This is a genomic window from Streptococcus sp. V869, from assembly GCF_054353515.1.
The window spans coordinates 875,443-894,879 of record NZ_JBTHHW010000001.1 but is presented as its reverse complement, the minus strand read 5'-3'; the positions used below and the strand labels follow the sequence as shown (position 1 = coordinate 894,879).

Here is a 19,437-nt window from a genome sequence, read left to right as displayed (position 1 = left end):
GATGTAACTCAAGCATGGATGAAAAGCGCATCCATTACTTGAAAAAATTCGCTACTATATGGTATAATGGACTGTATTAAAAATTTTAAGGAGAAATGACAGAATGTCTGTATCATTTGAAAACAAAGAAACAAACCGTGGTGTCTTGACTTTCACTATCTCTCAAGACCAAATCAAACCAGAATTGGACCGTGTATTTAACTCAGTAAAGAAAACTCTTAACGTTCCTGGTTTCCGTAAAGGTCACCTTCCACGTCCTATCTTCGACCAAAAATTTGGTGAAGAAGCTCTTTACCAAGATGCAATGAACGCTCTTTTGCCAGACGCTTATGAAGCAGCTGTAAAAGAAGCTGGACTTGAAGTCGTTGCTCAACCAAAAATTGACGTAACTTCTATGGAAAAAGGTCAAGACTGGGTTATCACTGCAGAAGTTGTTACAAAACCTGAAGTTAAATTGGGTGAATACAAAAACCTTGAAGTATCAGTTGATGTAGATAAAGAAGTAACTGACGCTGATGTAGATGCACGTATCGAACGTGAACGCAACAACTTGGCAGAATTGGTAATCAAAGATGGTGCTGCTGAAGACGGCGACACTGTTGTTATCGACTTCGTTGGTTCTATCGACGGTGTTGAATTTGACGGCGGAAAAGGCGAAAACTTCTCACTTGGACTTGGTTCAGGACAATTCATCCCTGGATTTGAAGACCAATTGGTTGGACACTCAGCTGGTGAAACTGTTGACGTTATTGTAACATTCCCAGAAGACTACCAAGCAGAAGATCTTGCAGGTAAAGAAGCTAAATTCGTAACAACTATCCACGAAGTAAAAGCTAAAGAAGTTCCAGCTCTTGACGATGAACTTGCAAAAGACATCGACGAAGAAGTTGAAACTCTTGACGAATTGAAAGAAAAATACCGCAAAGAATTGGCTGCTGCTAAAGAAGAAGCATACAAAGATGCCGTTGAAGGTGCAGCAATCGATAAAGCTGTAGAAAACGCTGAAATCGTTGACCTTCCAGAAGAAATGATCCACGAAGAAGTTCACCGTTCAGTAAATGAATTCCTTGGCAACTTGCAACGTCAAGGTATCAACCCTGACATGTACTTCCAAATCACTGGAACTACTCAAGAAGACCTTCACAAACAATACGAAGCAGAAGCTGAGTCACGTACGAAGACTAACCTTGTTATCGAAGCAGTTGCGAAAGCTGAAGGATTTGACGCTACTGAAGAAGAAATCCAAAAAGAAATCGAGCAATTGGCTGCAGACTACAACATGGAAGTTGCTCAAGTACAAAGCTTGCTTTCAGCTGATATGTTGAAACACGATATCACAATCAAAAAAGCTGTTGAATTGATCACAAGCACTGCAACAGTAAAATAATCTGAAAAGATAAAAAGCCCACCGAATAGGTGGGCTTTCTTATGCTTTATTTTCCGAAAAATTCTTGAAGATCATCCTGGCTAATCCCAATCATTGCTGGAATACTGGTCCAGTTCTCTTCGGTCAGAATGTAGGATTGCTGAGAATCAGTCTGATCAGTGGGTTCAAGAATAGACTCATTTACTTCTTCAGATGTTTCGGTTAAATCACTAAAACGTTCAATCAGATAGGTCTTGCGAGCTGTTCCGATGTGCTTGGTTGCATAGTCAAAGGCCTGCAGTTCACCAAGTAGGATAAGTTTGCTTTTGGCGCGAGTGATAGCAGTGTAGATGAGATTACGCTCCAGCATGCGCTTGCTAGCACTGGTAATCGGTAAAATCACAACTGGAAACTCACTACCCTGAGACTTATGAATACTCATAGCATAGGCGAGGCGTATCTTGTACCATTCATTTCGAGGATAGGATACCTCGTTGCCATCAAAATTGATCATGATTTCATCTTGCTTGGATTCAGTGTATTTTCCAGGAATCAGGTCTGTAATATAGCCTAAGTCTCCATTAAAGACATTGACTTCTGCGTCGTTAACGAGATGAATGACCTTATCGCCTGTGCGATAATGAAACTGACTTGCTTCAAAACTAATTTGTCCCTTTTGAAGAGGATTGAGCAGTTCTTGCATGAGTTGATTGATGGCATCAATCCCTGCTGTACCACGGTACATAGGAGCTAGAACTTGGATATCACGAGCAGAAATGCCACTTCTGATAGCAGCATCTAGGATTTTTTCAATGGTCGCAGGGATATGGCTACTAGCGATTTCAAAGTAGGAACGGTCTGCTTTTTTCTGAGTGAAATCTGCAGGTAAAATTCCCTGACGAATCTGACTAGCAAGGGTGACGATGGTTGATTCTTCGCTCTGACGGTAGATTCTTTCCAAGCGTGTTTGAGGAATGCTTGGAATTTGGAGTAAGTCAGCCAGGACTTGACCAGGGCTAACCGATGGCAGCTGGTCACTATCTCCGACAATGAGAATTTTACTGTTAGAGGAGATATTGGAGAAGAGTTGATTGGCTAGCCAGGTATCCACCATAGAGAACTCGTCTACAATGATAAAATCAGCATCTAGATAATCCTCCAAATGACTGGTATCATCGTCTCCAGTCATACCCAAGTGGCGGTGAATCGTTGCACTAGGCAAGCCTGTCAGTTCATTCATGCGACGTGCTGCACGACCGGTTGGAGCAGCAAGGAGAATCGGTAGACTACTTTTTTTCCGAAGGTCGAGCCCCTCTAATAGGGCATAAACACCAATAATCCCATTGATAACAGTGGTCTTACCTGTACCAGGTCCACCTGTCAGGATAAAGACCTTGTTTTGGATAGCGTCGCAGATAGCCTGCTTTTGAATGGCATCGTATTGGATGCCTAATTCCTTCTCAACAGTTGCGATATGCTCCTGGATAGTTTTTATTTCGTGTTTATTGGGGTCTTCTTTTTCAAGAATACGAATGAGGTGATTGTGAATTCCTTCTTCAGCGAAAAAGAGACTGTTGTCAAAGATTTTCGTATCAACCTGCTGAACTTTTTCTTCTTCAATGAGATTGGATAATTCTTGTGCAAGTTGACTGGGTTCTAATTCCACAGGTCGTGAGGATTCAAGTAGGGTTAGAGTCTTTTCTAATAGATCTCTGGCTTCAACATAAGTATCTCCACTTTCCATACATGCATTTAGAAGGCTATGAACAAGGCCAGCTCGAAAGCGTTCAGGTGCCTGACTTTCAATCCCCAATTCCTGCGCCAATTGGTCAGCGATGGTAAAGCCCAAACCCTTGATATCTTCTACCAACTGATAAGGATAATTTTCAACGATATCGATGGTTTCCTCTTTATAGGTATCCTGGATTTGAATAGCTAATTTATTAGGAATCCCGTAGTTTGCAAGCTTGGCCAAAACCATTTCAGTTCCGTAGTTGAGACGAAGTGTAGAAACGAAGGCCTCACGACTTTTAGAAGATAGTCCTGAGATGGTTTCGAGTTTCTCAGGATGCTCCAGGATTTCATCAATGGTATTTTCTCCATAGAGTTCCACAATCTTTTGGGCAGTTTTGAGACCAATCCCTTTGAAATGGCTACTTGAGAAATACTTGACTAAGCCCTTACTAGTTGGTTTTGCTCTTTCGTAACGGGTAATTTGTAGTTGCTCTCCGTATTTGGAGTGTTGGACAATCTGCCCCCAAAAAGTGTATTCCTCTCCCTCGATGACATCAGCCATAGTTCCTGTCACAATGATCTCGAAATCATCAAAGTCCTCAGCATTGGTATCCTCTATATCTAAGAGGAGAATACGGTAAAAATTGCTGACATTTTCAAAAATAATACGTTCAATCGTACCTGTAAAATAGACTTCCATATAATTCCTTTACATTCATGAATGAGAAAAGATCATTCAGAATAGAATGAGAAGAGGCTGAGATTGGTATTCTCGGCCTCTTAGTATTTTTAAACTGTTCCGATACGTTTGAGTGGCCAGAAACGGAATTTTGCCTCTCCAATGATATCTTTTGCTTTAAAAGTACCAACGTGTCGGCTATCACTAGATACCAGACGGTCATCACCAAGTAGGAGGTATTGCCCCTCTGGAACAGTGAAGGTGAAGCTAGTGTTGTAATTTACATCTAAGGTGAATGCTTGAGCTTTTTCAGCAAGACTTCTGAAGTACTCGCCTTTTTTCCCATCCCAACTATCTCCAGTATAAGTGCTTTGGAGTTTATCTTCTTTAAAGCGTTTGAGATACTCTGCTAGATAAGGTTCATCGGTTTCTTGTCCATTGATATAAAGCTTATCATTTTCATAACGAATGGTATCACCGGGTAATCCGATTACCCGTTTCACAATATCTTTATTTCCCTCATCTTCATGAGCAACCACAATATCAAAACGATTGATTGGGAGATGTTTTACCACAAAGAGGATTTCTCCATCTGCTAGAGTAGGGTCCATTGAGTGTCCTTCTACACGCACATTACTCCAGAGAAAGAGACGACTAAGCCCTACTAGTGCGATAAGTAGAATGATAACTCCCCATTCTTTTAAAAAATTTATAATGTATTTCATAATTTACCTTTCTAGCATTTTTTTTGCTTTTTCAGTATTTTTAAAGTGTAGTTTGGCGCAGAAGTTGAGTCCCTGCATACCGTAAGCTTGAAGGACTTGGCTAGCTATCTTATCAGAAGCCGTTCCAGCCCCGCTTGGAAGTTGAAAACCAAGTTCTCGTCCTAGATTTTCAAGATTTTCTAGGAAGAGGTCACGCGCGATGATGGAGCTAACAGCTACAGCCAGGTATTTACTTTCAGCTTTTTCCTCAAGTGTAACTGGATTTGAGAAATGATTGGCTTCATTTTTTAAGTACTTATCATAGTTTTGAGCACTCGTAAAGGCATCAATGACAATCTTTTCTGGCTCAACTCCCTTTTGAAGGAGGAGAAAAATTGCTTGATTATGGAGAGCCACTTTGACAGAAACAGCGTTGTAGCGCTCTCCAATGACTTCGTTATACTTACTTGGAGAAAGCAGTAGTGCCTGATGTTGGATCTTTTCCTTAAGAAGGGGAGCTATCTGACGAATCTTCTGATCTGTCAGTGTTTTAGAATCCCCAACGCCGAGTTTTCGTAAAAAATCATGCTGGTCAGGGGTCACAAAGGATGCTACAACAGCTAGACCACCAAAGTAGGAACCATTTCCAACCTCATCTGTTCCAATCAAAGGGAAATCTTGCCCGCTAGTAACTTGTGCTACTTGATAACCAAATAAGCTGGCATAGTTTTCAGCAGCTTCACCTTGCAAGAGGACTTTCCCAGATGTATAGACGGAAACACTGGCTTGAGGAAGCTTGAAAAAGTAGCGAATATAAGGATTTTTACTTGGAGCGAGAGCTTGCTCATGCTTTTGAACAAAAGCTTGAATTTCCTTTTCACTCGGTGTTAATGTGATACTTGCCATAGTCTCTATTGTACCATAAAAGCAGTAAAATTGGTTAAAACTGACAAACTTAGTGAAATTTGGTATAATATCGTGAGGTGAATTTTATGGCAAATTTAAATCGATTCAAGTTTACATTTGGGAAAAAAACATTAACGCTGACAACTGAACATGACAATCTTTTTATGGAGGAGATTGCCAAGGTTGCGACGGAAAAATATGAAGCAATTAAAGAACAAATGCCTGGAGCTGATGATGAGACAGTAGCTATCCTCTTAGCAGTTAACTGCTTGTCTACCCAGCTTAGCCGTGAGATTGAGTTTGATGATAAGGAGCAAGAGTTAGAATCACTCCGTTATAAGGTGGTTGCGGCTAAACAAGAACAGAGTAAGATTGAGGATTCCCTATGATTTCTATCCTACTCTTATTAATTCTTGCTTGGGGCTTTTATATTGGCTATCGCAGAGGAATCGTGTTACAAGCTTTTTATCTTGTAGCGACGATTGTTTCCGCTTATTTAGCAAGCAAGTCTTACCAGTCTTTAGGACAGAAGTTCAACTTGTTAATTCCTTATGCCAATCCCCAGGAAGGACAGGGAACTTTCTTTTTCCCATCCAATCAACTTTTCCAATTGGATAAGGTTTTTTATGCGGGTATCGGTTTCCTCTTGGCCTTTACAGTCTTTTATTGCATCAGTCGTTTGCTTGGTCTTTTTGTAAACCTGGTGCCAACTAAGATACTTGATGGGAAATACTACCGTATCGGTGCGGGTGTTCTATCAGTCGGAGTAACCTTATTTGTTCTCCAGATGATGCTAACGATCCTCGCGACTGTACCATTGCAAATTGTTCAAAATTCACTTGAAAATAGCTTTGTAGCTAGACATATCATCCAAAGCATTCCATTCACGACCAGTTTGATTAAGCAGCTTTGGGTTACCAAATTAATCGGATAAAAAGGGCGGGAACTATTCCTAGCCTTTTGTTTACAATTTCAAAAGTAAGAGATTGATTTAAAAACTTGAAAATGAAAAAAAGCCATAACTTTTTTACTAAGGAAATAAGATGAATACAAAAATACTAGAAACGTTAGAATTTAACAAGGTCAAGGCTTTATTTGAGCCTCATCTTTTGACCGAGCAGGGACTAGAGCAGTTAAAAGAACTTGCTCCAACGGATAAAGGTGACAAGATAAAACAGGCTTTCGCAGAGATGAAGGAGATGCAGGAGCTTTTTGTGGAGTATCCTCATTTTAGCATTTCAGCAACAAAAGACATTGCCGCAACCTGCAAACGTTTAGAGATGGGTGCTGACCTTAATATCGAGGAATTTCTCCTTCTCAAACGTGTCATATTTGCCAATCGTGAATTGAAAAGCTTCTATGACAATCTTGAAAATGTACGCTTGGATCACCTAGCAAATTGGTTTGAGAAACTTCATGATTTCCCACATCTGCAAGGTAACCTTCAAGCCATCAATGAAGCAGGATTTATTGAGAATTTTGCCAGTGAAGAATTAGCACGAATCCGCCGTAAAATCCATGACAGTGAGAGCCAAGTTCGTGATGTCTTGCAAGACCTTCTCAAGCAGAAGGCGCAGATGTTGACAGAAGGGATTGTCGCTAGTAGAAATGGTCGCCAAGTTCTTCCAGTTAAAAACACCTATCGGAACAAGATTGCTGGGGTCGTTCACGATATTTCTGCCAGTGGGAACACTGTTTATATCGAACCTCGTGAAGTAGTTAAGCTAAGTGAGGAAATTGCTAGTCTTCGTGCAGATGAACGCTATGAGATGATGCGTATCCTTCAAGAAATCTCTGAACGAGTAAGACCGCATGCGGCTGAAATTGCCAATGATGCCTGGATTATTGGACGTTTGGATTTGATTCGCGCCAAGGTGCGTTTTATCCAAGAGACCGGAGCAGTGGTCCCTCAAGTATCTGAGGAACAGGAAATCCAACTCCTCCATGTTCGCCATCCTTTGGTTAAGAATGCTGTCGCAAATGATGTGCACTTTGGGAAGGATTTGACAGCCATCGTCATCACTGGTCCTAATACTGGTGGTAAGACCATCATGCTGAAGACCTTAGGATTGACGCAAGTCATGGCTCAGTCTGGACTGCCAATTTTAGCTGATAAGGGTAGTCGTGTAGGGATTTTCGAGGAGATTTTCGCAGATATCGGAGACGAGCAGTCCATTGAGCAAAGTCTCTCAACCTTCTCTAGTCATATGACCAATATCGTCGATATTCTGGGTAAGGTCAACCAAAACTCGCTCTTGCTACTTGATGAGCTTGGAGCAGGAACAGATCCCCAAGAAGGTGCAGCCCTTGCCATGTCTATCCTAGAAGACTTACGCCTGCGTCAGGTCAAGACCATGGCAACCACTCACTATCCTGAACTTAAAGCCTATGGTATTGAAACGGCCTATGTTCAAAATGCTAGTATGGAGTTTGATACAGCTAGCCTGCGCCCAACCTATCGCTTTATGCAGGGAGTTCCAGGTCGAAGCAATGCCTTTGAAATTGCCAAACGTCTAGGCTTGTCAGATGTCATCGTAGGTGATGCCAGCAAGCAGATTAATCAAGACAATGATGTCAATCGCATCATTGAGCAATTGGAAGAGCAGACACTTGAAAGCCGTAAACGTCTTGAGAATATTCGCCAAGTCGAGCAAGAAAACCTCAAGATGAACCGTGCCCTAAAAAAACTCTACAACGAGCTCAATCGTGAGAAGGAAACAGAACTTAATAAGGCGCGTGAACAAGCTGCTGAGATTGTTGAATTAGCTCTGGCTGAAAGTGATGATATTCTTAAAAACCTTCACAGCAAATCTCAACTAAAACCACATGAAATTATTGAAGCCAAGGCCAAGCTCAAGAAGTTGGCACCTGAAAAAGTTGATCTTTCTAAAAATAAGGTCCTTCAAAAGGCTAAGAAAAAACGAGCTCCAAAAGTTGGAGATGATATCATCGTTTTAAGATATGGTCAACGAGGTACCTTGACCAATCAACTCAAGGATGGTCGTTGGGAAGCCCAAGTTGGCTTGATCAAGATGACCCTTGAGGAAAAAGAATTTGACTTGGTACAAGCTCAGCAAGAAGCACCAGTCAAGAAGAAACAAGTCAACGTGGTCAAGCGCGCTGTTGGTAAAGCACCGCAGGCTAGACTTGATCTTCGTGGCAAACGCTATGAGGAGGCTATGGAAGCCTTGGATGCCTTTATCGACCAAGCCCTGCTCAACAACATGGCTCAAGTAGACATCATCCATGGTATCGGTACAGGAGTCATCCGTGAAGGTGTAACTAAGTACCTCCAAAGAAACAAGCAAGTCAAGAGCTTTGGCTATGCGCCACAAAATGCAGGTGGTTCTGGAGCGACTATCGTTACCTTTAAAGGCTAACCAAGCTATAGAATGAAATGTTAAAAGAGTACCTATCAAGTGATAGGTACTCTTTTGATGAATTTATTTTAATCATTATTGTTAGTGAGTATTTTAAAAGGGGACAATCGTTTTATAGCAAAAAAAAATTGATGAAGGCTTGTCTAGCTGAGCTTTAATTATGCTATACTGATAGTAACGTTATTTTCGGAGGTTAGCATGAAGAAACTCCCCTTAGCCTTTTCAGGTTGCTTATTGGGATTAGCTGGTGCAGGAAATCTTATCTTAGATACCTTCCCATTTCTTTCTCATTTGCTTAGTTTGTCAGGCTTGATTCTATGGTTTTATTTTCTTTACAGTCATCTTAGTGATTGGCAAGAAAGCAAGCAAGAACTGAAGAAAGCACCCGTCTTGTCAGGAATGGCGACCTTTCCCATGGCAGGGATGATTTTATCGACTTATTTATTGCGAGTATTACCTATGAGCTTGAGTATCACTGCGCAAATTCTTTGGTGGTTTGCCTTTCTACTGGATGTAGGTTTAATTATCTACTTTACTATCAATTACGTTCAGACTAAGCCAAGGGCTAGTGCTACACCGACTTGGACTGTTCTTTATGTAGGAATAGCAGTAGCAAGCTTGACCTACCCCGTGGTGGGGATAGTTGGTATTGCCTATGGAGCTTGGATTTTTGGTTTTATCTTAACCCTCATCCTGTATCCTCTCATTTATCAAGATTTGAAAAGAAATCCATTGCCACTAGCTTTAATGGGTCAAGAAGGAATCTATTGTGCTCCATTTTCTCTCCTGTTGGCAGCACTGGTTCGGATAGGAGGCCCAGGTCTTCCTAGCTGGGTTTTACTGGTCATGATTCTTGCATCACAGACTTTCTTTTTCTTTGTCCTTAGTCGCTTGCCGAGAATTCTAAAACAGGGATTTCAACCATCCTTTTCAGCTCTAACTTTCCCAACCATCATCACGGCAACTTCCTTGAAAATGGCTCAGGGAATCCTACAGTTTCCAGTCCTCAACCTCCTCGTTTGGATAGAAACTATCATTTGTTTAACAATCCTCATCTACGTATTAGTAGAATATGTGAGATATTTAAGAAAATAACAAAACCCCTAGCACGGAGAAGTGAGATGAAGAAAGGTGCAGACCTATAACGGTATAAGGGATAGCTAGAATAAATAAATACTAATAAAGAGAGTGTGTAAAATGAACCATAAGATTGCAATTTTATCAGACATTCATGGCAACACGACAGCCTTAGCTGGAGTGCTTGAGGACGCTAAAAAGTTGGGAGCAACTGAATATTGGCTCTTGGGAGATATTTTTCTTCCTGGGCCGGGAGCAAATGACTTGGTGGATCTTTTGAAAGACCTACCCCTTACAACATCCGTTCGAGGAAACTGGGATGATTGTGTTTTAGAGGCTTTAGATGGGGAATATGGTCTAGAAGATCCCGAAGAAATTCAGTTTCTCAGGATGACTCAGTATCTGATGGAGGACCTAAAGCCAGAGTATATTGATTGGTTGAGAAAGCTACCTATGGTAGCCAAGAAAGAAGTCGATGGCTTGCGCTTTTCTCTTTCTCATAATTTGCCTGAGAAAAATTATGGTGGTGATTTGCTGGTTGAAAATGATACCGAAAAATTTGACCAGCTACTTGATGAAACTACTGATGTAGCCGTCTATGGTCATGTTCACAAGCAGTTGCTTCGTTATGGTAGTAGAGGTCAACAAATCATCAATCCAGGTTCGATTGGTATGCCTTATTTTGACTGGGAAGGGCTAAAAAATCACCGAGCCCAGTATGCCTTACTTGAAGTTGAAAATGGTGAATTGGTCAATATCCAATTTCGTAAAGTTGCCTATGATTATGAAGCAGAGTTAGAATCAGCCAAGGGAAAAGGCCTTCCTTTTATCGAAATGTATGAAGAGTTGCGACGAGAAGACAATTACCAAGGCCATAACAGAGCTTTATTGGCTAGCCTTAATGAAAAATATGGCTATGTCGAGGATGTCAAAAACTATTTTGATTTTTTGTAAGAGTTACTTTAACGAACAAATACTAAAAAAACGATTGGACTAGCCAATCGTTTTTAACATATCTTATTGTAATTGAGATTGGTCCGGCAGGTAAGAACCACCGAGATAGGTTTTGCTGAGTTTTTCAAGGGTTCCGTCTTGGTAGAGTTCTTTGAGGACCTTGTCAAATTGCTCTTTAAATTCTTTTTGGTCACTTGAGAAGATAATGTAGTTGTTTGGATTATCGTTGCTTTCCAAGTCGACTACGTTCAAGTCTAAACCTCGATCTTGGATAATCTTTTGAACAGAGATTTTATCAAAGATTAGGAAATCAAATTCACCGTTAGCGAGGTCAGTCAGACGTTTAGCGACATCTTCACCAGAGTATTGGATGGTTGCAGGATTGTCGGAGTTGCTTTGATTCCAGTCTGTAACGACTTTGGCAGTAGAAGTTCCTGTATCATCTTGAGTTGTTTTACCAGCGATATCTTGAAGAGAAGTAAGAGCCTTGTCTTTTCTGCTTACAAGAACCAAGGGATTTTTAGCGATAGGTAGTGAGTAGAGGTATTTATCTGCTCTCTCTTTGGTATAGCTCAAGTTGTTGGCAGCAGCTTGGTAACGGCCAGCATCCAATCCAGGGAAGATACTTTCCCAGGCTGTTTTTTGGAATTCAATCTTGTATTGGTCTAGTTTTTCATCGACTGCTTTTAAAACTTCAACATCATATCCAGTCAGGTTTCCATCTTTTTCAAAGTCAAAAGGTGGGATGTCTCCGGCAGTTGCTACGACAATGGTTTTAGGACTAGCAGTGGAAGTAGAAGTACTTTCTTGTTTAGATTGTCCACAGGCAACCAACAAGGGACTAATAGCAAATAATAAGAATAATTTTTTCATAAGAGTCTCCTTTACTTAATGCTTTCTAGCTTACCAGACAATCGATCAAATAGCCAATATATATTTTTTATGGACGTGATAGAAAAATATTATAATTTCCAGTTTGAGTCTATAATCTAAAATTCAAAGCAGATAAGAAAAGATAATTTATTCCGCCAATGAAAAATCTCTGCAAGCTCTTTCAGAATGTGGTAAAATGGAAGCAGTAGAAATAGAAAAGGAACTTGCTTATGAAATTTCTTGAGTTAAATAAAAAACGTCATGCGACTAAGCATTTTATTGATAAACCTGTCGATCCGAAAGATGTTCGTACAGCTATTGAAATCGCTACTTTGGCACCAAGTGCCCACAACAGCCAGCCTTGGAAATTCGTCGTGGTTCGTGAGAAAAATGCTGAACTAGCAAAATTGGCTTATGGTTCAAACTATGAGCAAGTAGCCTCTGCACCTGTAACCATTGCCTTGTTTACAGATACAGACTTAGCCAAACGCGCTCGCAAGATTGCCCGTACTGGTGGTGCCAACAATTTCTCAGAAGAGCAACTTCAGTACTTCTTGAAAAATCTTCCAGCTGAGTACGCACGTTACAGCGACCAACAAGTTAGTGACTACTTGGCTCTTAATGCAGGACTAGTAGCTATGAACTTGGTCCTTGCACTGACTGACCAGGGAATTGGTTCAAACATTATCCTTGGTTTTGACAAATCAAAAGCCAATGAAGTCTTGGAAATCGAAGAACGTTTCCGTCCAGAACTTTTGATAACAGTGGGTTATACAGACGAGAAGTTAGAACCAAGCTACCGCTTGCCAGTAGATGAAATTATCGAGAAGAGATAGGGAGAAAAAATGACAGTTATTGATTTTACAGCAGAAGTAGAAAAACGCAAAGAAGACCTCTTGGCTGACTTGTTTAGCCTTTTGGAAATCAACTCAGAACGTGATGACAGCAACAGCAAGGCAGATGCGCAGCATCCATTTGGACCTGGGCCAGTAAAAGCCTTGGAGAAATTCCTTGAAATCGCAGACCGTGACGGATACCCAACAAAAAATGTCGACAACTATGCCGGACATTTCGAGTTTGGTGAAGGAGAAGAAGTTCTCGGAATCTTTGCCCACATGGACGTAGTGCCAGCAGGTAGTGGTTGGGACACTGACCCTTACACTCCAACTATCAAAGATGGTCGTCTTTATGCGCGTGGTGCTTCTGATGACAAGGGGCCAACTACAGCATGTTACTATGGTTTGAAAATCATCAAAGAATTGGGACTTCCAACTTCTAAGAAAGTTCGTTTCATCGTCGGAACTGACGAAGAGTCAGGTTGGGCAGATATGGACTACTACTTTGAGCATGTAGGACTTGCAAAACCAGACTTTGGTTTCTCTCCAGATGCTGAATTCCCTATCATCAATGGTGAAAAAGGAAATATCACAGAATACCTTCACTTTGCAGGTGAAAATACTGGTGCAGCTCGTCTTCATAGCTTCACAGGTGGTTTGCGTGAAAACATGGTACCTGAATCAGCAACAGCAGTTGTTTCAGGTGACTTAGCTGATTTGCAAGGGAAACTAGACGCCTTCGTTGCAGAGCACAAACTCAGAGGAGAAATCCAAGAAGAAAACGGTCAGTACAAGGTGACTGTAATTGGTAAATCAGCTCATGGTGCTATGCCTGCTTCAGGTGTCAATGGTGCGACTTATCTCGCTCTCTTCCTCAGCCAATTTGCTTTTGAAGGACCTGCAAAAGACTACCTCGATATTGCTGGTAAGATTCTCTTGAATGACCACGAAGGCAAGAATTTGAAGGTTGCTCATGTGGATGAAAAAATGGGTGCCCTTTCTATGAATGCGGGTGTCTTCCGCTTTGATGAAACAAGTGCTGACAATACTATTGCCCTCAATTTCCGTTATCCAAAAGGAACAAGCCCAGAGCAAATCAAGTCAGTTCTTGAAAGCTTGCCAGTTGCTTCAGTCAGCCTTTCTGAACATGGACACACTCCTCACTATGTGCCAATGGAAGATCCACTCGTTCAAACCTTGTTGAATGTTTACGAAAAGCAAACAGGTCTTCAAGGTCACGAACAAGTCATCGGTGGAGGAACATTTGGACGTCTATTAGAGCGTGGTGTAGCCTACGGTGCTATGTTCCCAGATTCTATCGATACTATGCACCAGGCCAATGAATTTATCGCCTTGGATGATCTCTTCCGTGCAGCAGCCATCTACGCTGAAGCTATTTATGAATTGATCAAATAATGATCTAGAAGTCTGAGATTTTATGCTTGGACTTCTTTTTGGAGGGAAACAGATGTCTCAAATCGAAAAAATCAAGCAAGCCATCATGGCTGATCCACAGAATGCCAGCTATACTGAGCAAGGCATCGAGCCTCTTTTTGCAGCACCAAAGACAGCTCGTATCAATATCATTGGGCAAGCTCCTGGACTCAAAACTCAAGAAGCAGGACTTTACTGGAAGGATAAAAGTGGGGACCGCTTGCGAGAGTGGCTAGGTGTGGATGAAGATACGTTTTATAACTCAGGTTATTTTGCAGTCATGCCTATGGATTTCTACTTTCCAGGTCATGGTAAATCGGGTGACCTACCACCACGTCCAGGTTTTGCAGAAAAATGGCACCCAAAACTTTTGAAGGAGTTGCCAGATATTCAATTAACCCTCTTGATTGGCCAGTATGCTCAAGCATATTATCTGCATGAAAAGGTCAGTGGTAAGGTAACGGATCGTGTGCATCGCTTTAAGGATTATTTGCCTGATTATTTCCCGCTGGTGCATCCGTCACCACGTAACCAAATCTGGATGAAAAAAAATCCTTGGTTTGAAGAAGAAGTGGTTCCTGATTTGAAAGATAGAATCCAAAAGATTCTTGGAGAAACAAAATGAAAGACATTACTTTTAACGATTTTTATCAACTTTACCAGAATAGCCCACTTTCTTTGCTGGATATGAGAGAAGTAGAGGAATTTGAAGCTCTTCATTTAGAAGGTGCTCGTAATTTCCCTCTCAGTCAACTGGCTGATACTTATAAACAACTGGACAAAGACCAGCTTTATTACGTGATTTGTAAATCAGGAATGCGTTCAGCACGCGCTTGTCAATTTTTGACAGAACAAGGCTATGAGGTTACAAATGTCCAAGGTGGCATGGATGCCTTAGAATAAGAAAAACTCCCTTTGAGACTGAAATAGAAAAGGTCTCGAAGGGAATTATTTTGATCTAAAATTCCGAAAATTGAAAACATTTTAGAATTATTTCGAGATAGCCTTTTCATGCCTTTAAACATGTTATACTAAGAAAGTATTTTAATTTTATAAGGAGAGTTTATGGCTAAAAAAGGTGCTTTAACAGGATTACTTCTGTTTGGAATATTTTTTGGAGCAGGTAACTTGATTTTCCCTCCAACTCTAGGCGCACAGTCTGGAGAAAACTTCCTTCCTGCCATTGCAGGATTTGTATTTTCAGGTGTTGGGATTGCCGTCCTAACTTTGATTATTGGGACCCTTAATCCTAAGGGTTATATCTATGAGATTTCTAAGAAAATTTCTCCATGGTTTGCGACGATTTATCTTGCAGCTTTGTACTTGTCGATTGGTCCATTCTTTGCCATTCCACGTACAGCAACAACATCGTTTGAGGTCGGTATTAGTCCCCTCCTGGCCGAAGCAGATAAGGGGTTAGGTTTGATTGTCTTTACCATTCTCTACTTTGTTGCAGCCTATTTAATCGCCCTTAACCCTTCAAAGATTTTGGATCGTATCGGACGAATCTTGACTCCAGTATTTGCGATTTTGATTGTTGTTTTGGTTATCCTTGGGGCCTTTAAATATGGTGGGAACGCACCGCAAGCCGCATCAGGTGCCTATCAAACTTCAGCTTTTGGTGCAGGTTTCCTTGAGGGATATAATACACTTGATGCGCTTGCTTCTGTTGCCTTTAGTGTTATCGCTGTTCAAACCTTGAAACAGCTTGGATTTTCAAGTAAGAAAGAATACATTTCAACTATTTGGGTCGTTGGAATCGTTGTAGCTTTAGGATTTAGTGCTTTATACATTGGCCTAGGTTTCCTTGGAAATCATTTCCCAGTACCAGCTGAAGTGATGAGCGAAGGAACTCCAGGAGTTTATATCTTGTCACAAGCAACGCAAGAAATCTTTGGCTCGACAGCACAGCTTTTCCTTGCAGTCATGGTAACGGTGACTTGTTTCACAACAACTGTAGGCTTGATTGTATCAACAGCTGAATTCTTCAACGACCGCTTCCCACAAATCAGCTACAAGGTTTATGCGACTGTCTTTACCTTGATTGGTTTTGCTATCGCAAATCTTGGTTTGAGTGCCATTATCAAGTATTCAGTACCAGTGTTAGTTGTCTTGTATCCAATCACGATTGCCATTGTCATGATTGTGATTGTTAATAAGTTTATCGCCCTATCTAAACCAGGTATGCAGTTGACTGTTGGGTTTGTCACAGCCATTGCTATTGCCAGTGTACTAGGATCTACATTTAAGATTGACTTTCTTGCAAATATCGTTAACGCGCTACCATTCGCGGATTCTTCTCTACCGTGGTTAGTACCAGCAATTGTTGGGATCTTACTTTCTCTCGTTCTTCCAAATAAACAAGAGAGTGAAGCATTTGAAATGGAATAATAAAAAACCTTGGCTTATGCCAAGGTTTTTTCAATTACTCTTAGTTAGTTTTTTCAGTATATCCAAGATCTTTTAACATTTTTTCAGAGGCGCTAAAGCTAACACTGTCACCAATACCAGAGTATTCATCTGGTAAGGCTTTTTTAAGTTCGTCAAGACTTGCAACTGTGAAGTCAATTTCAGTATGTTGAACGACTTTTCCGTCTTTAATCTCAATGCTATGGGTAACACCTTTAAGACCTTCATAACCTTTATAAGCTTCTTCAACAGATGTTTTGAGTTTTTCTGCAGTAGTACCGATAGCTTCTGGGTCATAGACGTTATGACCTGAATGTTTCAATACGTTATCTCCATCTACAGTGTATGTTAAAGTAGAATTAAGATCACTATGAGTATCATTTACAAAGGTCACTGTTTTTACTTCAGATTTGTTTTCTGTAGTTTGTTGGCTAGTAGAGTCTACCTGTGTAGTTTCACCTTTTGCTGAGCTAGTTGATGAAGATGATGATTGTTTTGAACATCCCAACAAGATAGCTAATGGTAAAGCTACACAAAGAGTCATTTTAAAATATTTGTTCATGTCTTTTCCTTTCATAATTAAGAACTAACTTCATTATATCACAGCTTACTTTTGCAATCAAATTATCTAAGTTTTTCATTTTTGCTCAACCTAAAAAGGGAAAAGTGATATAATATTAGGAAGAGGTGAAGAAATGAATCAAACTGTAGAATATATTAAAGAACTAACTGCTATCGCGTCGCCAACAGGTTTTACGCGTGAAATTACGAATTATTTGGTTGAGACGCTTGAAAAACTAGGTTATCAACCAATCCGAACTGCTAAAGGTGGTGTCAACGTAACAATCAAAGGTAAAAATGACGAACAACAACGCTATGTGACTGCCCATGTGGATACCTTGGGAGCTATCGTTCGCGCTGTTAAGCCAGACGGTCGTCTCAAAATGGACCGTATCGGTGGCTATCCTTGGAACATGATTGAAGGCGAAAACTGTATGGTCCATGTGGCTAGTACAGGAAAAACAGTTTCAGGTACGATTTTGATCCACCAAACTTCTTGTCATGTCTACAAGGATGCTGGGACAGCTGAACGTACTCAGGACAATATGGAAGTACGTTTGGATGAAAAAGTAACCAATGATAAGGAAACACGCGCACTCGGTATTGAGGTTGGAGACTTTATCAGCTTTGACCCACGAACTGTCGTGACTGAGACAGGCTTTATCAAGTCTCGTCATTTGGATGACAAGGTGAGTGCAGCTATTCTCCTCAATCTCCTTAAAGTCTATAAAGAAGAAGGGATTGAGCTTCCAGTTACTACTCATTTTGCCTTTTCAGTCTTTGAAGAAGTGGGGCATGGTGCTAACTCAAGTATCCCTAGTCAAGTTGTCGAATATCTAGCTGTGGACATGGGAGCAATGGGAGATGATCAGCAGACAGACGAGTACACAGTCTCTATCTGTGTAAAGGATGCTTCAGGTCCTTATCACTATGAATTCCGCCAACACTTGGTAGCTCTAGCAAAAGAGCAAGACATTCCATTTAAACTAGATATCTATCCATTTTACGGTTCGGATGCTTCTGCAGCTATGTCAGCAGGAGCAGAGGTCAAGCACGCTCTTCTTGGTGCAGGTATTGAGTCTAGTCACTCTTACGAGCGGACTCATGTTGATTCTGTAGTGGCTACTGAGCGTATGGTAGATGCTTATCTTAAGAGTGACTTGGTAAACTAAAATGTGCTTGATTTGTGATCGAATTGAATTGATTAAGGCAGGGGAAAATCCCTACTTTGTAAAAGAACTGGAAACAGGCTATGTTGTCATCGGAGACCACCAGTATTTTGAAGGCTACACTCTTTTTCTAGCCAAGGAACATGTCACAGAATTACATCATCTACATCCAACTGTCAAACTCCGCTTTTTAGAGGAAATGAGTCTGGTTCAGGAAGCTGTCTCTAAGGCTTTTTCTGCTGAAAAGATGAATGTAGAGTTGTTGGGAAATGGAGACGCTCATGTTCACTGGCATATTTTTCCAAGACGAGCTGGTGATATGAAGGGACACGGACTTAATGGGCATGGTCCAGTCTGGTGGGTTCCTTGGGAAGAAATGGCAGCAGAAGATTGCCAAGTGCAACCAAAACAATTACAAAACTTAATCCAATTGTTATCTGTTGAATTGGATAAAGTTATCATATGAGAGGATAAACCATGAAAAAAAGATATCTTGTCTTGTCAAGCTTATTAGCCTTGACATTGGCAGCTTGTTCACAAGAAAAAACAGAGACTTCTGACGCAAAAACTTCTTCAGAGCAATCGACTGTACAAGAAGGAACTGTTGGTAGCAAGTCTCAGGAAGCTAGCCAAAAGAAGGCAGAAGTAGTAGACAAAGGAGATCACTACAGTATTCAAGGTAAGTATGATGAGATTGTTGTAGCTAACAAGCATTATCCTATGTCCAAAGATTATAATCCTGGAGAAAATCCTACCGCAAAGGCAGAACTGTTAAAACTTATTGCAGCAATGCAGCAAGCAGGATTCCCGATTAGCGACCACTATAGTGGATTTAGAAGTTATGAAACTCAGGTTAAACTGTATCAGGATTATGTAAACCAAGATGGCAAGGCTGAGGCTGACCGCTATTCTGCAAGACCTGGCTATAGTGAACACCAAACTGGGCTTGCCTTTGACCTAATAGGAACAAATGGAAACTTAGTGACAGAAGAAAAGGCTGCTCAATGGCTTTTAGACCACGCCGCAGACTATGGCTTTGTCGTTCGTTACCTCAAAGGTAAGGAAAAAGAAACTGGTTATATGGCTGAAGAATGGCACCTTCGCTACGTTGGCAAAGAAGCCAAAGAAATTGCTGCAAGTGGCCTCAGTTTGGAAGAGTATTACGGCTTTGAAGGTGGAGACTATGTTGATTAGTCGCAAAATACCTTGCAAGAATGCTTGAAATTTGATAAAATATTTAGTAATTAAATAGGAATCTGCAAGACTAGTATCTCAGGGGAAGTATATCAGGGAGGAGAGCCGTGACTGAAAGCTCTCTATATGAAAGCTGGGTGAATTCACTTGCGCAGGGATTC

General features: G+C 40.9%; 19 protein-coding genes. 14 read left to right on the top strand and 5 right to left on the bottom strand.

What is annotated here, in order from left to right:
* Positions 1 to 103 precede the first annotated feature (103 nt).
* Positions 104 to 1,387, top strand: coding sequence for a trigger factor (gene tig, locus ACXYSN_RS04375; RefSeq protein ID WP_458636290.1), 1,284 nt, complete (start codon positions 104 to 106; stop codon positions 1,385 to 1,387).
* A gap of 46 nt (positions 1,388 to 1,433) precedes the next feature.
* On the opposite strand, the gene recD2 is transcribed toward tig, so the two are convergent.
* The 3 genes from recD2 to rnhC all read right to left on the bottom strand — a co-directional run bounded on the left by recD2 (position 1,434) and on the right by rnhC (position 5,389).
* Entirely contained in the window at positions 1,434 to 3,800 is a 2,367-nt protein-coding gene (gene recD2, locus ACXYSN_RS04370) for an SF1B family DNA helicase RecD2 (RefSeq protein ID WP_458636289.1), read from the bottom strand.
* An 89-nt stretch (positions 3,801 to 3,889) separates the two neighbouring features.
* Entirely contained in the window at positions 3,890 to 4,504 is a 615-nt protein-coding gene (gene lepB, locus ACXYSN_RS04365) for a signal peptidase I (RefSeq protein ID WP_025169989.1), read from the bottom strand.
* 3 nt (positions 4,505 to 4,507) lie between these two features.
* Complete coding sequence (gene rnhC / locus ACXYSN_RS04360) at positions 4,508 to 5,389, bottom strand: ribonuclease HIII (protein ID WP_458636288.1); 882 nt, start codon at positions 5,387 to 5,389, stop codon at positions 4,508 to 4,510.
* An 86-nt stretch (positions 5,390 to 5,475) separates the two neighbouring features.
* Between rnhC and zapA the strand changes: the two genes are divergently transcribed.
* From zapA to ACXYSN_RS04335, 5 genes are all read left to right on the top strand, one after another.
* Positions 5,476 to 5,778, top strand: coding sequence for a cell division protein ZapA (zapA, locus tag ACXYSN_RS04355; protein WP_004252047.1), 303 nt, complete (start codon positions 5,476 to 5,478; stop codon positions 5,776 to 5,778).
* Positions 5,775 to 6,323 (top strand): CvpA family protein, encoded by a 549-nt coding sequence (locus tag ACXYSN_RS04350; protein ID WP_458636287.1) that lies wholly within the window; start codon positions 5,775 to 5,777, stop codon positions 6,321 to 6,323. Before zapA ends, ACXYSN_RS04350 begins: the two co-directional genes overlap by 4 nt.
* Before the next feature lie 109 nt (positions 6,324 to 6,432).
* Positions 6,433 to 8,769: an endonuclease MutS2 gene (locus ACXYSN_RS04345; protein ID WP_458636286.1), complete on the top strand. Its 2,337-nt coding sequence runs from the start codon at positions 6,433 to 6,435 to the stop codon at positions 8,767 to 8,769.
* A gap of 198 nt (positions 8,770 to 8,967) precedes the next feature.
* Positions 8,968 to 9,864, top strand: coding sequence for a TDT family transporter (locus tag ACXYSN_RS04340; protein WP_458636285.1), 897 nt, complete (start codon positions 8,968 to 8,970; stop codon positions 9,862 to 9,864).
* 102 nt (positions 9,865 to 9,966) lie between these two features.
* Complete coding sequence (locus ACXYSN_RS04335; protein ID WP_458636284.1) at positions 9,967 to 10,800, top strand: metallophosphoesterase family protein; 834 nt, start codon at positions 9,967 to 9,969, stop codon at positions 10,798 to 10,800.
* A 63-nt stretch (positions 10,801 to 10,863) separates the two neighbouring features.
* Here ACXYSN_RS04335 and ACXYSN_RS04330 read toward each other — a convergent pair whose 3' ends face one another.
* Positions 10,864 to 11,673 (bottom strand): amino acid ABC transporter substrate-binding protein, encoded by an 810-nt coding sequence (locus ACXYSN_RS04330; protein ID WP_458636283.1) that lies wholly within the window; start codon positions 11,671 to 11,673, stop codon positions 10,864 to 10,866.
* Between the two features lie 230 nt (positions 11,674 to 11,903).
* On the opposite strand from ACXYSN_RS04330, the gene ACXYSN_RS04325 reads away from it, so the two are divergent.
* From ACXYSN_RS04325 to brnQ, 5 genes are all read left to right on the top strand, one after another.
* Positions 11,904 to 12,509 (top strand): nitroreductase family protein, encoded by a 606-nt coding sequence (locus ACXYSN_RS04325; protein WP_458636282.1) that lies wholly within the window; start codon positions 11,904 to 11,906, stop codon positions 12,507 to 12,509.
* Between the two features lie 9 nt (positions 12,510 to 12,518).
* Positions 12,519 to 13,925 (top strand): dipeptidase PepV, encoded by a 1,407-nt coding sequence (gene pepV / locus ACXYSN_RS04320; RefSeq protein ID WP_458636281.1) that lies wholly within the window; start codon positions 12,519 to 12,521, stop codon positions 13,923 to 13,925.
* Between the two features lie 52 nt (positions 13,926 to 13,977).
* Positions 13,978 to 14,568, top strand: a complete 591-nt coding sequence (locus ACXYSN_RS04315; RefSeq protein WP_254726407.1) for a uracil-DNA glycosylase family protein — start codon at positions 13,978 to 13,980, stop codon at positions 14,566 to 14,568.
* On the top strand, positions 14,565 to 14,846 hold the full coding sequence (locus ACXYSN_RS04310) for a rhodanese-like domain-containing protein (protein WP_458636280.1): 282 nt from the start codon (positions 14,565 to 14,567) through the stop codon (positions 14,844 to 14,846). The genes ACXYSN_RS04315 and ACXYSN_RS04310 overlap by 4 nt, the downstream gene beginning before the upstream one ends.
* A 162-nt stretch (positions 14,847 to 15,008) precedes the next feature.
* On the top strand, positions 15,009 to 16,334 hold the full coding sequence (gene brnQ / locus ACXYSN_RS04305; protein ID WP_458636279.1) for a branched-chain amino acid transport system II carrier protein: 1,326 nt from the start codon (positions 15,009 to 15,011) through the stop codon (positions 16,332 to 16,334).
* A gap of 40 nt (positions 16,335 to 16,374) precedes the next feature.
* On the opposite strand, the gene ACXYSN_RS04300 is transcribed toward brnQ, so the two are convergent.
* Positions 16,375 to 16,914 carry a DUF1307 domain-containing protein gene (locus ACXYSN_RS04300; protein WP_235083865.1) on the bottom strand — a complete coding sequence of 180 codons (540 nt, stop codon included), beginning with the start codon at positions 16,912 to 16,914 and terminating at the stop codon, positions 16,375 to 16,377.
* A gap of 133 nt (positions 16,915 to 17,047) precedes the next feature.
* Here ACXYSN_RS04300 and ACXYSN_RS04295 point away from each other — a divergent pair, with 133 nt between their 5' ends.
* The 3 genes from ACXYSN_RS04295 to ldcB are packed head-to-tail and all read left to right on the top strand — an operon-like array spanning position 17,048 to position 19,276.
* Complete coding sequence (locus ACXYSN_RS04295) at positions 17,048 to 18,085, top strand: M42 family metallopeptidase (RefSeq protein WP_458636278.1); 1,038 nt, start codon at positions 17,048 to 17,050, stop codon at positions 18,083 to 18,085.
* 1 nt (position 18,086) lies between these two features.
* Positions 18,087 to 18,548: an HIT family protein gene (locus tag ACXYSN_RS04290; protein ID WP_458636277.1), complete on the top strand. Its 462-nt coding sequence runs from the start codon at positions 18,087 to 18,089 to the stop codon at positions 18,546 to 18,548.
* 11 nt (positions 18,549 to 18,559) lie between these two features.
* Complete coding sequence (gene ldcB, locus ACXYSN_RS04285) at positions 18,560 to 19,276, top strand: LD-carboxypeptidase LdcB/DacB (RefSeq protein ID WP_303943459.1); 717 nt, start codon at positions 18,560 to 18,562, stop codon at positions 19,274 to 19,276.
* The last annotated feature ends 161 nt before the right edge of the window (positions 19,277 to 19,437 follow it).

Bases quoted from the DNA above. Each gene is read 5' to 3' on its own strand.
- ACXYSN_RS04345 (WP_458636286.1), top strand. From the start codon at position 6,433: ATGAATACAAAAATACTAGAAACGTTAGAATTTAACAAGGTCAAGGCT.
- pepV (WP_458636281.1), top strand. From the start codon at position 12,519: ATGACAGTTATTGATTTTACAGCAGAAGTAGAAAAACGCAAAGAAGAC.
- ldcB (WP_303943459.1), top strand. From the start codon at position 18,560: ATGAAAAAAAGATATCTTGTCTTGTCAAGCTTATTAGCCTTGACATTG.
- ACXYSN_RS04315 (WP_254726407.1), top strand. From the start codon at position 13,978: ATGTCTCAAATCGAAAAAATCAAGCAAGCCATCATGGCTGATCCACAG.
- recD2 (WP_458636289.1), bottom strand. From the start codon at position 3,800: ATGGAAGTCTATTTTACAGGTACGATTGAACGTATTATTTTTGAAAAT.
- lepB (WP_025169989.1), bottom strand. From the start codon at position 4,504: ATGAAATACATTATAAATTTTTTAAAAGAATGGGGAGTTATCATTCTA.
- ACXYSN_RS04325 (WP_458636282.1), top strand. From the start codon at position 11,904: ATGAAATTTCTTGAGTTAAATAAAAAACGTCATGCGACTAAGCATTTT.
- ACXYSN_RS04300 (WP_235083865.1), bottom strand. From the start codon at position 16,914: ATGAACAAATATTTTAAAATGACTCTTTGTGTAGCTTTACCATTAGCT.
- ACXYSN_RS04335 (WP_458636284.1), top strand. From the start codon at position 9,967: ATGAACCATAAGATTGCAATTTTATCAGACATTCATGGCAACACGACA.
- zapA (WP_004252047.1), top strand. From the start codon at position 5,476: ATGGCAAATTTAAATCGATTCAAGTTTACATTTGGGAAAAAAACATTA.
- ACXYSN_RS04350 (WP_458636287.1), top strand. From the start codon at position 5,775: ATGATTTCTATCCTACTCTTATTAATTCTTGCTTGGGGCTTTTATATT.
- ACXYSN_RS04330 (WP_458636283.1), bottom strand. From the start codon at position 11,673: ATGAAAAAATTATTCTTATTATTTGCTATTAGTCCCTTGTTGGTTGCC.
- rnhC (WP_458636288.1), bottom strand. From the start codon at position 5,389: ATGGCAAGTATCACATTAACACCGAGTGAAAAGGAAATTCAAGCTTTT.
- brnQ (WP_458636279.1), top strand. From the start codon at position 15,009: ATGGCTAAAAAAGGTGCTTTAACAGGATTACTTCTGTTTGGAATATTT.
- ACXYSN_RS04340 (WP_458636285.1), top strand. From the start codon at position 8,968: ATGAAGAAACTCCCCTTAGCCTTTTCAGGTTGCTTATTGGGATTAGCT.
- tig (WP_458636290.1), top strand. From the start codon at position 104: ATGTCTGTATCATTTGAAAACAAAGAAACAAACCGTGGTGTCTTGACT.
- ACXYSN_RS04310 (WP_458636280.1), top strand. From the start codon at position 14,565: ATGAAAGACATTACTTTTAACGATTTTTATCAACTTTACCAGAATAGC.
- ACXYSN_RS04295 (WP_458636278.1), top strand. From the start codon at position 17,048: ATGAATCAAACTGTAGAATATATTAAAGAACTAACTGCTATCGCGTCG.
- ACXYSN_RS04290 (WP_458636277.1), top strand. From the start codon at position 18,087: ATGTGCTTGATTTGTGATCGAATTGAATTGATTAAGGCAGGGGAAAAT.